A 13,759-nucleotide genomic window follows, 5' to 3' on the forward strand; every position below is an offset into this window, starting at 1 on the left:
ACCCCGACCTCCCGCTGAGCCCGTGCTCCCTACACTCCCCGACATCACACGACGTCGGGGAGCGCGGGATGACACGACTGCTCATGCTGCTGGCGCTGTGCGCCGGCGTGGTCGGGGGAGCTGTCGGCGGCGCGCCGGCGGCCCACGCGCAGACGCTGCGCTGGGCCAGCCAGGGCGACGCCCAGACGATGGACCCGCACTCGCAGAACGAGAGCCTGACCAACGGCATGAACTCGCAGGTCTACGAGCGGCTCACCGCCCGCGACCGCCAGCTCAACATCGTGCCGGGTCTTGCCTCCGAGTGGACGCAGGTCGGCCCGCTCGTCTGGCGCTTCAAGCTGCGTCCCAACGTCAGGTTCCATGACGGCTCGGCGTTCACCGCCGACGACGTCGTCTTCTCGCTGCAGCGCGCCAAGGCGCCGACCTCGCAGGTCGCCGTCTACGCCAACGCGGTCGGCACCGCGCGCAAGCTCGACGAGCTCACCGTCGAGATCACCCAGCCGCGCTTCAACCCGATCTTCCTGCAGCACCTGGACCTGCTCTTCATCATGAGCAAGTCCTGGAGCGAACAGCACAAGGTGACGAAGCCGCTCAGCTTCAAGGACAACGAGGAGAGCTTCGCCAGCTTCAACACGAACGGCACCGGCCCCTTCATGCTGGTCCGCCGCCAGCCCGGCATCCGCACCGTCTACAAGCGCAACCCCAACTGGTGGGGCCGCTTCGAGGGCAACGTGCAGGAGGTGCAGTTCACGCCGATCTCGAACGACGCGACGCGGCTCGCCGCGCTGGTGTCGGGGGAGATCGACCTGCTGCTCGATCCCGCGCCGCGCGACGTGCCGCGGCTGCGCGCGACAGCGGGCGTGCAGGTGATCGAGGGGCTCGAGAACCGCCTGATCTTCGTCGGCATGGACCAGGCGCGCGACACGCTGGTGTACGGCCGCTCGCCCAGCGGCAAGAACCCGTTCCAGGACCTGCGCGTTCGCCGCGCGATGTACCAGGCCATCGACATCGACGCCATCCACAAGCGGCTGATGAACGGGCTGTCGCAGCCCACGGGCGGGCTGACGCCGTCGCCGCTCGGCGCCTTCGGCGATCCGGCGCTGGAGACGCGCCTGCCGTTCGATCTCGCCGCCGCGCGCAAGGCCATGGCCGACGCCGGTTATGCGGACGGCTTCGAGGTGACGCTGGACTGCCCCAACAACCGCTACGTCAACGACGAGGCCATCTGCCTCGCCCTGGCGTCGATGTGGGCGCAGATCAAGGTGAAGGTGAAGGTGAACGCGATGCCGCGTGTCCTGTACTTCCCCAAGCTGGAGCGCTACGAGACCAGCCTCTACCTGATGGGCTGGGGCGGCGCGATCACCGACGCGGAGACCATCCTGACGCCGGTCTACCGCAGCGACGACAAGCCGTCCGGCGCCGGTTACTACAACTACGGCCGGTCGAGGAATCCGAAGTTCGATCAACTCGCGGGCGCCTCCTCGACCGAGGCCGATCCCGTCAAGCGCGAGCAGCTGATCCGGGCCGCGCTGCAGGAGTACCGTGAGCAGATCCACGTCCTGCCCCTGCATCGGCAGGCGGCGCCGTGGGCGGTGCGCCAGGGCGTGAAGGCCGTTCACCGCGCCGACAACTGGCTGGACTACGCCTGGGTCACGCTGCCGAAATGAGGGGCGGATGCCCCTAACATCCGCGCCCATGACCGCGCCTCCCGAGTCCTCGCCTTCCCCCGCTTCCGCCTCCTCCAACGATCCGGCCGCCAAGCAGTGGCTGGCCCGCCTGCGCGCCGACTACCGCGTCGAGCGCGGTCGCTGCGTCGTCAGCCATGACCATGAGGGACCGCTGCGCCTGCTGAAGAGCCTTTATCCGGAAGGCGACGGGATCTGCCACAGCGTGCTGGTGCATCCGCCCAGCGGCCTGGTCGGCGGGGATACCTTGGACATCGCCGTGACGGTGGGGGAGGGCGCGCACGCGCTGGTGACCACGCCGGGCGCGACGCGTTTCTATCGCAGCCCGTCGGGCGCGCTCGCGACACAGCGCGTGCAGGCGCAGCTGGGCGATCACGCGCGGCTCGAATGGCTGCCGCTCGAGGCGATCGCCTATCCCGGCTGCGAGGCGCTCAACGAGGCCCGCTTCACGCTCGCGCCGACGGCGGAAATGTTCGCGTGGGACATCACCGCGCTTGGCCTGCCCGGCGCGGGGCAGCCGTATGCGTCAGGACGTTTCCAGCAGCATTTGGAGATCCCGGGCGCCTGGCTCGAACGCGGCCTGCTCGATGCGGACGACGCCTTGCTGATGGACGGAGACCTCGGACTGGCCGGCCACCGTTGCCTGGGCACCCTGGTGTTCGCCGCCGGCACCGCGATCGGACGCGAACGTCGCGAGCAGGCACTGGACGCCGTCCGCGCGCTGATCGAGGCCGATCCGCTGCGCCTCACCGCCGGCGCCACGGCGGCGCAGGACGGCGTGCTGGTGGTGCGGGCGCTGGGACCGGTCGTCGAGCCGGTGTCGCTGCTGCTGCGCCGCTGCTGGGCCGCTTGGCGTCAGGTCTTGTGGGGCCTGGACGGCACCTCGCCCCGCCTCTGGGCGATGTAGGCCCCGCATCAGGGCGATGCCAGGGCAAGTCTCCGGCCCGCGCGCATCCCCCACTCTGGGGACGCCCATGCATGTCGTTGTGGCAACGATGTCTCAGAGTTGTAGCCAGCACACTAAGGCAGCGCTTAGCATGGCCGTTCCACAGACGGTCTCCAGGGAGGTGATCGCATGGCTTCACGTACCGCTTCGTGCAGTTGCGGCCAATTGAAGATCGTGGTGCAGGGAGAGCCGTTGGGAACCGGCCTCTGCCATTGCCTGGCGTGCCAGCGTCGCACGGGCAGTGTCTTCGCGACGCTGGCGGCTTTCGCCGAGCCCTACGAGGTCGTCGGCATCGCCACCGAGTTCGTGCGCGCCGGGGACCAAGGCGCCCGTTTCCGCTTCCACTTCTGCCCGGTCTGCGGCAGCAACGTCTTCCACACGGAAGAGGGTGTCGAAGGCTCGGTCGGCGTCGCCGTCGGCGCCTTCGCGGATCCGTCGTTCCCGCCCCCGCAGGACTCGGTCTATACCTGCCGCATGCACGGCTGGGTCCGATTGCCGGAGGAGGTCAGAACCTACGACCGGGATCCGACGTAGCGGTCGAAACGGGAACACCGCGAGCGCTGCTGGGGCCGGAATGGTGCTGGGGGTTCCCGGAGGGATGCCCCCTGCACCGTGGAGCGCCCGCGCTCGGCCTCCCGCACGCGCAACGCAACCACCGGTCCCGGGCGCCGCGCCTCCGCCATGACTCGTCGACGGGTGCCCGGGCCGATGGAGCGTTTCTCTGATCAGGCCGCCAGTCGCAGGTCCGGGCGGACCTCGGTGAACGTCGAGGGGCGCAGCGGCTGCGCCAGGCGCAGCAGGTGACCCGGCTCGCTCAGGAAGCGCATGCGATCGGCATTCGACATCGTGTCGAGCGCACCCGGTTGCGCCGTCAGTTCGCTGATGCGATGCCCACGGACCTGTGCGCGCGTGCCCTGGCCGACGTCGCGGCGACCCATCGCCTCGGCTGCCAGCGCGGTCAGGCGGCGGCTCGCCAGCAGGTCGGCGAAGCCGGGGAGATGACGCTCCTGGCGACCATAGGCCCAGGCGTTGCGCAACACGGTCGGCGTGCGGCTTTCCTCCGGGATCACCAGCAGGCCGGCGCGGCGCATGCGCTCGCCCAGGCGGGAGCGGCTCGACAGCACCGTGATCGGCGCGGCCAGCAGCAGCGGCAGGGCGATCGGCGCGATCCAGATCAGCGTCGACGGGCTCAGCGCGCCGATCAGTGCGGTGAGGACCAGCGTCACCGCGCTGATGCGGCCGTAGGCGGCGAACGCTTCGCGCCAGGACACATCCTCGGCGGCCCGCGGCGGGGACTTCCAGTCCAGCGAGATCCCCGTCAGCGCGACCACGCAGAAGATCGAGTGGGCGACCATCCGCAGCGGCGCCTGCAGCAGCGACATGCCGGCCTCGGTGGCGCAGGACGCCACCAGCTTCAGCGAGCCGCCGTACTGCGACTGCTCGCCGCGCAGGATCAGCGCGGCCACCGACAGCAGTCGCGGCAGGACCAGCATGCCGATCGTGCCGAACCACAGCGTGGCCACGCCCGGGGCCAGCGAGCCGTCTTCCAGGAAGGGCTGGAAGGCATCGCTGCCGCCGACGTTCCAGAGCAGCACGCCCAGGCCCACGTACAGCAGCCACAGCGGCGCGGCCAGGTAGGACAGCGCGCCGGTGACCAGCATCGCGCGGTGCACGCCGTGCAGGCCGGGTTCGGCGATCAGGCCGGCGTTCTGGATGTTGCCCTGGCACCAGCGGCGGTCGCGCTGCAGCTCGGCCAGCAGGTGCGGCGGCTGTTGTTCATAGCTGCCCGGCAGGTCCGCCACCAGCCACACCTGGTAGCCGGCTCGGCGCATCAGCGCGGCCTCGACGAAGTCGTGGGACATGATGTCCTTGCCGCGCAGCGGGGCCAGGGCGCAATGCTTCATGAAGGGCTCGACGCGGATGATCGCGTTGTGGCCCCAGTAGTGGGCCTCGCCCAGCTGCCAGAACTGCATGCCGGCGGCGAACAGGCGACCCGTCACGCGGCTCGCGAACTGCTGCGCGCGGGCGTGCGGCGTGTCGTGACCGCAGACCTGGTTGGCGGCCTGCAGGATGCCGGCGCGCGGGTGCTTCTCCATCAGACGGACCAGGCCCAGCAGGCAGTCGCCGCTCATCACGCTGTCGGCGTCCAGCACCACCATGTAGCGGTAGTTGCGGCCCCAGCGGCGGCAGAAGTCGGCGACGTTGCCGGCCTTCTTCTTCACCCGGCGCTGGCGCCAGCGGTAATGGATGCGGCCGCGGCCGGCGAACTGCGCGCGCAGCTCGGCCCAGGCGGCCAGCTCCTGCGTGCGGCGCTCGGGGTCGCTGCTGTCGGACAGGATGTAGACGTCGAACAGGCGCAGCGCGCCGGCGGCCGCGAGCGACTCGCAGCTGGCGCGCAGGCCGGCGAAGACGGTGGTCACGTCCTCGTTGCAGATCGGCATGATGAGCGCGGTGCGCGCGTCGGCGCCGAGCGCGTCATTGCCGGCGTCCTTGATGCTGATGGCGTGACGGTCGCCGCGCAGCATGACCCAGAAGCCCATCACCGCGGTGACGCAGCCGGCGCTGACCCAGGCGAACAGCAGCGCGAACAGCGCCAGGTGCACGCATTGCAGCGCGAAGGCCCAGGGGTCGGCGGCCCAGCCGTTGTGGGTGCGCCAGAGCACGCTGGTCGCCAGCGCGGTGGCGCCGAGGATCGACAGCTTCAGCGCGTTGCGGCGGTGCTTCGCTGCGGTCTCCCAGGCCTCGGGGGGCTGGGCGGCGGGCAGCGACTCGACCGGCGGCGTGCGCTGGCCCCAGGCGCGGGGCACCATCGCGCCGCGCTTGATCGCCGGGGCGCTCGGTCCGACGGGACCCGGCGCGGAAGCCGCCTGATGCAGGGTGCCGGTGGGCAGGGATGCGGTCATGTCGTGCTCCTTCACTGGGGAGGAAGAATCAGGCTCCAGGTCTCGGTGAGGACCTGTTGCTTTGTCTGGAGGAAGCCGCGCAGCTCGGTCGACTGACCGGGGCGGAGCTGCTTGATGCGGACGGCCATGCGCCAGCCGCCGGTGACCGGATTCGGATAGGCGTTGACCTCGGTGACCTCGCCGTTGCCATTGGTGCTGGCGACGGCCTTGACCTCGGCGCCGGCGGGCAGCGCGGCGAGCGACGGGCCTTCGAAGTCGACGATGAACTGCTGCTCGTTCTTGTCGAGCTTGGCGTAGCTGTAGCCGGTGCGCGTCTGCACGGCCCAGGCGCCGGGCGGGCGTTGCTGCTGCTCGCCCTGCAGGTGCAGGCGGTACGAGTAGTCCAGCGGCTGGCCCGGGGCCGGCTGCTTCGCCGGCACCCAGTAGGCGACGACGTTGTCGTGGGTCTCGTCGGGCGTGTGCAGCGACATCAGCTCCACGCGGCCCGGACCCCAGTCGCTGGTCGGCTCGACCCAGGCGGAGGGACGCATCTCGTAGCGCGCCTCGGTGTCCTCGTAGCTGGCGAAGCGGCGGTCGCGCTGCATCAGGCCGAAGCCCTTCACGCCCGGCAAGGTGAACGAGGTCGTCAGCGTGCCGTTCGGGTTGATCAGCGGACGCCAGATCCATTCGCCGCTCGCGCTGGCGACCATCAGGCCGTCGCTGTCGTGGACCTCGGGCCGGAAGTCGCCCTTCTGCGGCTGGTTCTCGCCGAACAGGTACATGCTGGTCAGCGGCGCCAGCGCCAGCGTCGCGACCGGCGAGCGCAGGAACAGCCGCGCGCGCGTCTCGACGACCGTCTCGGCGCCCGGCTTGATCACGAAGGTGTAGGCGCCGCTGGCGCGCTGCGAGTCCATCAGCGCATGCACGGTCAGCGACTTCGCGTCGGCCGTGGGGCGCTCGATCCAGAACTCGCTGAAGCGCGGGAATTCCTCGCCCTTGCCGCCGACGGTGTCGATGGCCAGGCCGCGCGCCGACAGGCCGTAATGCTGGTTGGCGCCGAGCACGCGGAAGTAGCTCGCGCCCAGGAAGACGGCCAGCTCGTCCTTGTACTTGTCGTTGTTGAGCGCGTAATGCGCGCGGAAGCCTGCATAACCGACGTCGCCCCACTTCTGCGGCGACAGCTGGCTGTTCTTGCCGTAGTCGAAGTCCTCGCGCTTGAAGGGGACAGGTCTTGCCTGGCCGCCGACGATCTCGTTGATGCGCACGGCCTGGGTCTGGTAGTGGCCCAGGTGGAAGAACATCAGCTCGAAGGGGAGCTTCTCCTCGCGCCACAGCGCGCGCGCCGGCTTGAAACGGATGTCGCGCATCTGGTCGTAGTTGAGGTTCTTCAACTCGACCGGCAGCGAATCCGGCGGCGCGACGTAGGGCTTGGCGGCGAGCGCCTTGGCGCGCTCGGCCACCTCGTCGAAGCCGAAGGCGTGCGCCGCGACGGAAGCCGCCAGCAGCGCCGCGCCGACCGCGAGCCCGAGAACCGACCCCATCCACCGACGCTGGTCGGCCTGGAGGCGGGCACTGGCCGCCTGGATGAGGACCCGAGAGGAGGGGGAGTGAATATTTCTCATGTGACAGACCTACTGCAAGGCCTGTGCCACATGGGATTTCCGTTATGAATCAACGACTTGCGTCGTTGGTGCGGTGCCGCACACGGGAATTTCTGTCGCCGTGAGGCGACGGGATTGCCGCCTCTTCTTCCAAGTCGTTGATTTGAAAGGGATTTTCTTGTCGCTAATCGGCGACAGGCCCGTCGGCGCGGAACATCGACGGCTCCAGTCCGTTGCGCTGCAGCAAGCGGTAGAACTCGGTCCGGTTGCGGTCGGCGAGCCGCGCCGCATCGGCGACATTGCCGTCGGTGAGCTTGAGCAGGCCCACCAGGTACTCGCGTTCGAAGCGCTGTCGCGCCTCGGCGTAAGGAAGTACTTCAATGCTGGGCAGGCGCAGCGCGCGCTGCACCAGCGAGAGCGGGATCAGCGGCGACGTGGCCAGCGCGCTGACCTGTTCCACGACGTTGTGGAGCTGGCGCACGTTGCCCGGCCAGGTGGCCATCGTCAGCGCCTTCAGCGCGTCGGGGGCGAAGCCGTTGACGCGCTTGTCGTACTTCGCGGCGAGCTTCTGCAGGAAGTGCTGCGCCAGCAGCGGGATGTCCTCGCGGCGCTCGTCCAGCGTGGGCAGCGTCAGGCTGACGACGTTGAGGCGGTAGTAGAGGTCCTCGCGGAACTGGCCCTCGGCCAGCGCGGCCTCGAGGTCGCGGTGGGTCGCGGACAGGATGCGCACGTCGATCGGCACCGAGGCGCTGGCGCCGACCGGGCGCACCTGATGTTCCTGCAGCACGCGCAGCAGCTTGACCTGCAGCGGCAGCGGCATGTCGCCGATCTCGTCGAGCAGCAGCGTGCCGCCGTCGGCGGCCTGGAACAGGCCGCGGTGGTTCGCGAGCGCGCCGGTGAAGGCGCCCTTCACGTGGCCGAAGAGCTCGGACTCCAGCAGCGGCTCCGGGATCGCGCCGCAGTTGACGGCGACGAAGGGCCGCTTCGCGCGCGGGCTGGCTGCGTGGATCGCGCGGGCGAGCAGTTCCTTGCCGCTGCCGCTCTCGCCGCGGATCAATATCGGCGCCTGCGAGGCCGAGACCAGGCGGGCCTCGGCCAGCACCTCGGCCATCACGTTGGAACGGCTGACGATGGATTCACGCCAGGCCTGGTCGGGGCTGTCGTCCTGGTGGACGGCGGTGAGGGTCAGGGCTTGCGCGATGGTGTCGAGCAGCGCGCGACCGTCGAAGGGCTTGGTCAGGTAGGTGTAGACGCCCTGCGCGGTTGCGGCGACGGCGTCGGGGATCGTGCCGTGCGCGGTCAGCAGGATGACGGGCAGGGCGGGGTGGCGCTCGCGGATCGTGTTGAACAGCGCCAGCCCGTCCATGCCGGGCAGTTGCACGTCGCTGAGCACCAGCGCGGGCCGCTGCACGTCCAGTTGCGCGAGCGCGGCCTCGGCGCTGCCGACGGCGGTGACGTCGTAACCGGCGGCCTCCAGCCGCATCGACAGCAGCTTGAGCAGGTCGGCGTCGTCGTCGACGATCAGCAGGCGTGCACCACCGCTCATGTGAGCCCCTCGGAACGACCCTGCGCGGCGCTCATGGCTTGTCCAACGCCGAGCGCGGCCCGCCGAGGCTGCGCTCGATCGCCTTCAGCGCCTCGAGCTTGCGGTTCGCCTCATCAAGGCGGCGCTGCAGGTCGTCGCGGGCCAGGCGGGTCTTGTCGAGCTCGCCTTCCATGCGGCGCTGCTCGGCGACGCGGTCGACGAGGAACTGCGCCATGGGGCGCCATTCGTCGGCCTCCGGGCGCGCGTCGCGCAGGACCTGGTCGAGCAGCGTCTGGGCGCGGAAGGTCTCGCCGTTGGCGTGGCTGAACATCAGCGCGAGCGCGAGCTGCACGGCGTTGCCGGGCGGCAGCGCGCCGTCGTCGCGCGGGGCGACTTCCTGCGCGAGTTCGAGCGGGCTCATCTGGCGCAGCCGGTCGTTGAGGTTGAGCACGATGCGCGCCGCGTTGTCGGTGGGCGCGACGACGGGCACCTGCACCGGCACCTGCACGCGCACTTCCTTGACGATGGTCCGGGGCGGCTGCTGCGCGCAGCCGGCGGCCACGATCGTCGACAGGCCCACGGCGAAGCAGGCGGCAAGGCGGACGGCGACAGGCGCGGACCCGCGCGGGCCGGCCGGCGCGGGGCGGGCCGTCAGGCGTTGGTGGACTTCAGGAACCGGGGCGTGTGGGCGCATGGCAGCGTGATTCTGAAATGGGCGCCCTGGTCGGCGGGCAGCAGGTCGATGTGACCACCGTGGGCGGCGATGTATTCGGTGACGATGGACAGGCCGATGCCCGTGCCCTTCAGGGCGTCTTCGGGCTGGCGTTCGCCGCGGTAGAAGGGCTCGAAGATCCGGGCCTGGTCCGCCGGCGCGACGCCCGGTCCGTCGTCCCGCAGGTCGATGGTGAGCTGGCCGCCCTGGCGCGCGAGGTCGATGTCGACGCGGCCGCCGGGCGGGGCGAAGCGTATCGCATTGGAGAGGAGGTTGCCGACGGCGGCCGCGATCTTGGCCGGGTCGACATCCGCCTCGAGCGGTCCGCCGTTGAGCGCGATGTGCAATCCGCGTGCCTGCCATTGCAGCCGCTGGTGGTCGATCGTGCCCTGGATCAGGGACATGAGCTCGGTGCGCTGCGGCTTGAGGTCGCGCGCCTCGAAGGCGGCGGCGTTGAAGCGCAGCAGGTCCTCGATCTGGCGCTGCAGCACGGCGGTGTTGTCGCGCAGGATGCGGGCGACTTCCTTCTGCTTGTCGTTGAGCGGTCCGGCGACTTCGTCCTCCAGCAGCGCCGTGCCTTCGCGCAGCGCGGCCAGCGGGGTCTTGAGCTCGTGCGAGACGTGCCGCAGGAAACGCGCCTTGTCGGCATCGAGTTCCGCCAGGCGCAGCCGCAGCCAGTCCAGGCGCTGGCCGATCACGCGCAGGTCGGCGGGGCCGCGGATCTCGATGCGGTCGTCCAGGCGGTTCTCGCCCAGGCCCTTGATGGCGCGGGCGAGGTGGCGCAGCGGACGGGTCAGGAAGATCCCGAACACCAGCGACAGCAGCGCCGCGACGCCGATCGCGCCCAGCACCTGCTGGCCGAGCAGCACGCGGCCGTTCTCGAGCTTGTCCTGCAGCACGCGGTTGCTGGTCTCGGCGTGCTTGCGGACGTCCTCGGCGAGGCCGCCGGTCTGGCCGCCGAGCTCGCGGAAGCGCGTCATCAGGTCGGTCTCGCGCTTGCGCGGATTGGCGCCGCGGGGCGTGTCCATCAGCGCGCGGATCTCGTCGAGCTTGGTCTTCCAGGCGTCCAGCGGCGCGGGGGTCAGGCCTTGCGCGCGCAGCAGGCCGAGCAGCCGCTCGGCGTCGTCGGCGTCCTCCTCGAAGCGCTGGCGCAGCACGTGGTCCTCCAGGACGGCGTACTGCCGCGCGGCGCGTTCCATGCTGACGCCGCGGTCGCCGAGCTGCTGCACCTCGCTGCTCATGCGCGCGGCGCGCACGACGGCTTCGCGGCTCTGCACGGTCAGCCGTTCGAGCGTCAGCAGGCCGCCCAGCGACGCGGCGGCGAGCAGGCCGGCGATCGACAGGAAGCCGATCAGCAGCATCTGGCGGAAGGAAATGCGGTTGAGCATCGGGCGGCAGTGTAGTGGGCCGGTCTGAGGCCCGGCTTGCGGCCCGGCTTGTGGTCCAGTCTGCGGCCCGGTCTGAGGTCCGGTTGTCGGATGCCCGGGTTCGCCGTCGGGAACCGTCGGCGAACACGACAACCGCGGGACGGAGGTTGTCACTGAGGCGCTGTTCAGATTTCCTGCGACAGCTTTCATGACTTCCCAAACGCACACCTCCGCTCCGTCCGCTGCTGCTCTCGACGCGCCGTCTCCCGTTCCCCAGCAGGAAGGCGCGACGGCGTGGACGCCACCGATGCGACGCCACCTCGGCCGCAAGACGGAAGCGTTGATCCGCGCGGCGGGCACGGAGCCGCATCGGCTCGAAGCCCGGGCGAACCAGGGTCTGCTCGACCTGCTCTCGCAGGATCTGGAGCGTGTGCTTCCGAAGTTTGCGAGCGGCGGCGGCCTCGAATCGACGGCCGTCGACCGCTCGGTCGCCGCGCTCTGGAATGTCCTGACCCTCGATTCGGAGGTGAAGCCGGAGGCTTCGCCGGAGATCGCGACGCGGTCCGCCACGGCCGACATGACGTCGAGATCGAAGTCGGACCCGTCGATCCTGGTGCAGATGGAAGCGCAGCTCCGCCAGGCGGGCGAAACCCTCGTCGAGGCGCTGCGCGACGTGGGCCCACGCAAGCTGTACGACGCTTACCGGAAGGTCGAGTCGGCGTTCAAGATGACGCGCGGCAAGTTCAGGGATCGCGTGATGCTGCGAAGCGACGCTCCGGGATGGTTTGCGGCGGAACCTGAACTCGAGCTTCGCGGTCGAGCGGCACTGCAGGCCGGACGGGCGGTGCGAAGGGACAAGGCCGCATGGCTCGTTGCCATGTCCGACGCGCTGGAGGTCGTGGCGACCGCCCCGGGCATCGATGGCGCGCGGCTGGCGTCGGCGCGCGTGATGGAGCAGGTGTTCAGGGCGGCCGTCCTGCGCGAGCCGTTCATGATCGACGCTGGCGCTGTCACGGCCATGGCCGCCTCGACGGCGGACGCGGACCGGTCCCGGCTCGATGCGCTGCGGTCGGTCTACCCGATGCTGCAACGGCTGGCCAAGCGCGGCCTGTCGAAGACCCCGCGCTTCGTCTCCGACTTCAACCGCCCGGAGTGGCGCGAACTGCCTGACAGCCGACTGATGTTCACCGACGCGGACCTCCTGGACGCGTTGTCGGCACCGTTGCCGCCGCCGCTGCCGATGAGACCGGATGCGCCGGTCGATCCGAAGGCACCCCTGCGCGCGTTCTGGGCCGATCAGGGGACCGTGTCGCAGAGGCTCGATCGCGCCAAGGGGCGCATCGTCGTTGAACGTGGCGCCACGGGGGGCATCGGCGCGTTCAAGTCGATCGTGCGATTCGATCCTCTGCCCGACAAGGCCTCCGCCGAAGCGCGCGCGAATCAGAATCGTCAGATCCGGCTGCTCGACGACTTCGTGCGAGCGCATTTCACGCCGGACATCGTCGATCCGTCGGTCGTCTTCCCTCCGGAGATGCAACTGGACGGAGACAGGATCCTGGCGGGAAAACTGGTCGTCGCCACCCGGACAGGGGGACGCTGGTCCGCCGATGCCGCCGCCATCAACCAGGCCCTCACCGTGCTGGCCTCGCACGATGTCGTCGGGTCCTTTGCAGACATGCAGTCGCGCGTGGCCCCGAGGCGTGCTTCTCAAGACCCAGCCGTGCCCCGTCTGCGCCTCATCCTGCAGCTGGAGCCGGACGGGCCCAGGGAGGTCGATATGCAGGGCACCGCCGCGGCCTTGATGGCGAAGCACCCGGGGGAGTCCGTCCACGTCCAGCTCAATCGCTCCCACGGTGTGCGGGTCGTGTCCGGCGAGGAGCTCCTCGGCCGTCTGGCGAAGGACGGCACCGTCAAGCTGGAGATCGTCGGTCACGCTGGCCGGCGAGGTCGAGGGGCGCAGGCCGCGCTCTCCGGTTACTCGCCCAAGGCGCTGGCTCAGCGGGTGCGCAAGGCACTCTGGGAGCTGCGACTGCCCCCCGGGCTGGTCGACCAGATCACCCTGGACACCTGCGTCCTTGCCACCCCGGTCCTCCCGCATGATTACGGCAGCGAGTTCCTCCGCGCGGCGCACGGCGAGCGCCTGCTCAGCCCCGGCGTCACGACGCTGACCGCCTATGCCCACGCGCTCCGGGTGGCGACGGGCGGATCGCGCGAATTGCAGTCCTACATGGGCGGGCCGTACGAGACGCACGCCCCTGAAGGGACCTTCGTGTACGAGTTCGATCCGGCCACGCGGCAGGTCACCCGGCGCGACAAGTTCCCCCCGACGTTGAACCGATCGGCGGACCGTCGATGCCGCCGGGCGATCGGACGGACGGCGCCGCCGACGAGGGGGCGCGCCGGCTCCCGGTCCTCAAGGACGACTGGGACGGGCTGCCTGATACCGGGGCGCGCTTCATGCACCGGACCAACCCGTACGACAACGGGCCGTCCGGCATCGAGGCGGAAGGGGCTTTGCTCCTGTTGACGCAGCGATGGAAGGCGTCGTGGGCGACCGAGGCGTCGTCCACCACGATCCCCCTCTGCCCACCGGAGCTTGTGGAGGCTGCCCGGCAGATCCTCGGACCGAAGCGGGACGTGACCCGTTCGGGGCCTTCGCATGCGCGGCTGCTGGAAGAGGCTTCTTCGGCGCTCGCGCGAGGGCTCTGGGAAGCTGATCCTGAACAACTCTATCGGGCGTACGACGTCATCCGGCAGATCGTCGGGAAGAGTCATCCGGAGACGTACGCCATCGGCACGACGTCCGAACAGTACGTCAACCTGCTGCCCGATGAGATGTTGAGCGGCACCGACGTGAGTGCCAAGGTGGATCCTGAATCCGTCAAATACGCGTTCTCATCGCACAAACCGAAGAGTGCGAAGCTGTCGAGCGTCACTGCCTTCTTCCTCCAGGCTGTGCAGGCCGTGAACGAACGGATCCGTGACTTGGCATCGTCGGGAGAGTTTCCGGCCGATGCTGCCGGACCCGGCGTGCGGGGGCA

General features: G+C 69.9%; 9 protein-coding genes. 4 read left to right on the forward strand and 5 right to left on the reverse strand.

Annotation, left to right across the window (positions count from 1 at the left end):
- The first annotated feature begins 68 nt into the window (after nucleotides 1-68).
- From AC1VNM_RS28415 to AC1VNM_RS28425, 3 genes are all read left to right on the forward strand, one after another.
- Entirely contained in the window at nucleotides 69-1,667 is a 1,599-nt protein-coding gene (locus AC1VNM_RS28415) for an ABC transporter substrate-binding protein (protein ID WP_483109130.1), read from the forward strand.
- 28 nt (nucleotides 1,668-1,695) lie between these two features.
- Entirely contained in the window at nucleotides 1,696-2,592 is an 897-nt protein-coding gene (locus AC1VNM_RS28420) for an urease accessory protein UreD (protein WP_483109131.1), read from the forward strand.
- A 168-nt stretch (nucleotides 2,593-2,760) separates the two neighbouring features.
- Nucleotides 2,761-3,165 (forward strand): GFA family protein, encoded by a 405-nt coding sequence (locus tag AC1VNM_RS28425; protein WP_377156989.1) that lies wholly within the window; start codon nucleotides 2,761-2,763, stop codon nucleotides 3,163-3,165.
- A gap of 191 nt (nucleotides 3,166-3,356) precedes the next feature.
- Here the strand turns inward: AC1VNM_RS28425 and mdoH are convergent, their stop codons facing one another.
- The 5 genes from mdoH to AC1VNM_RS28450 form a co-directional block, all read right to left on the reverse strand.
- Nucleotides 3,357-5,534 carry a glucans biosynthesis glucosyltransferase MdoH gene (mdoH, locus tag AC1VNM_RS28430; protein WP_483109132.1) on the reverse strand — a complete coding sequence of 726 codons (2,178 nt, stop codon included), beginning with the start codon at nucleotides 5,532-5,534 and terminating at the stop codon, nucleotides 3,357-3,359.
- An 11-nt stretch (nucleotides 5,535-5,545) separates the two neighbouring features.
- Nucleotides 5,546-7,054 (reverse strand): glucan biosynthesis protein G, encoded by a 1,509-nt coding sequence (locus AC1VNM_RS28435; RefSeq protein WP_483109133.1) that lies wholly within the window; start codon nucleotides 7,052-7,054, stop codon nucleotides 5,546-5,548.
- A 244-nt stretch (nucleotides 7,055-7,298) separates the two neighbouring features.
- Nucleotides 7,299-8,660: a sigma 54-interacting transcriptional regulator gene (locus AC1VNM_RS28440; protein WP_377156983.1), complete on the reverse strand. Its 1,362-nt coding sequence runs from the start codon at nucleotides 8,658-8,660 to the stop codon at nucleotides 7,299-7,301.
- A gap of 31 nt (nucleotides 8,661-8,691) precedes the next feature.
- Nucleotides 8,692-9,333 (reverse strand): hypothetical protein, encoded by a 642-nt coding sequence (locus AC1VNM_RS28445; RefSeq protein WP_483109134.1) that lies wholly within the window; start codon nucleotides 9,331-9,333, stop codon nucleotides 8,692-8,694.
- Nucleotides 9,291-10,739, reverse strand: coding sequence for a HAMP domain-containing sensor histidine kinase (locus AC1VNM_RS28450; RefSeq protein WP_483109135.1), 1,449 nt, complete (start codon nucleotides 10,737-10,739; stop codon nucleotides 9,291-9,293). The genes AC1VNM_RS28445 and AC1VNM_RS28450 overlap by 43 nt, the downstream gene beginning before the upstream one ends.
- Before the next feature lie 286 nt (nucleotides 10,740-11,025).
- Here AC1VNM_RS28450 and AC1VNM_RS28455 point away from each other — a divergent pair, with 286 nt between their 5' ends.
- Nucleotides 11,026-13,245 (forward strand): C80 family cysteine peptidase, encoded by a 2,220-nt coding sequence (locus AC1VNM_RS28455; protein ID WP_483109136.1) that lies wholly within the window; start codon nucleotides 11,026-11,028, stop codon nucleotides 13,243-13,245.
- Nucleotides 13,246-13,759: the final 514 nt, after the last annotated feature.

This window comes from Mitsuaria sp. MSU3D, assembly GCF_056867975.1.